This is a genomic window from Methylobacterium oryzihabitans, from assembly GCF_004004555.2.
In the GTDB taxonomy this organism is placed as follows: Bacteria; Pseudomonadota; Alphaproteobacteria; order Rhizobiales; family Beijerinckiaceae; genus Methylobacterium; species Methylobacterium oryzihabitans.
This window is the reverse complement of sequence record NZ_SACP01000143.1, coordinates 1-464: the sequence shown is the minus strand read 5'-3', so window position 1 is coordinate 464 and position 464 is coordinate 1. Positions and strand designations below refer to the sequence as shown.

Annotated in this window: 1 protein-coding gene; it reads right to left on the bottom strand. The window is 60.3% G+C overall.

Annotation, left to right across the window (positions count from 1 at the left end):
* A partial coding sequence (locus EOE48_RS28755; protein ID WP_148239826.1) for a condensation domain-containing protein occupies nt 1-464 on the bottom strand: 464 nt, incomplete at both ends.

The following is a 464-nucleotide window of genomic DNA, read 5'->3' as shown; positions in this document are numbered from 1 at the left end:
CAGATCATCACTCTTGCCGTAGCGTTGCACCTGCTCGGCCCACGCTTTGAAGGAGCTGGTCTTGGCCGGCAAGGCTACCGGCTGGCCTGCTGCAAGAAGCTGGTATGCCCCTTGCAGATCCTCCAGCAACACGCGCCATGACACACCATCCACCACCAGATGATGGACAACCAGCAACAGTCGCTGGGCGCCGTCGGCAAGCGTTACGCGCACTGCCCTCAACAACGGGCCGCCAAGGGTAAAGCTGGCCTGAGCGTCATCAGCCAGGCGCGAAAGCGCCTCAATATCGTCGACTGAACGATCCCACAGAACATCATGGGCATCCACGTCCTGGAAGGTGCCTTGCCATTGCCCTGCTACCTGATCGAAACCCAGGCGCAGGGCATCGTGGTGCTGTAACACGCAGCCCAACGCTGCACTCAGCCGCTGGGCATCAATCTGTTCACTGGGTGCCAACAGTACAG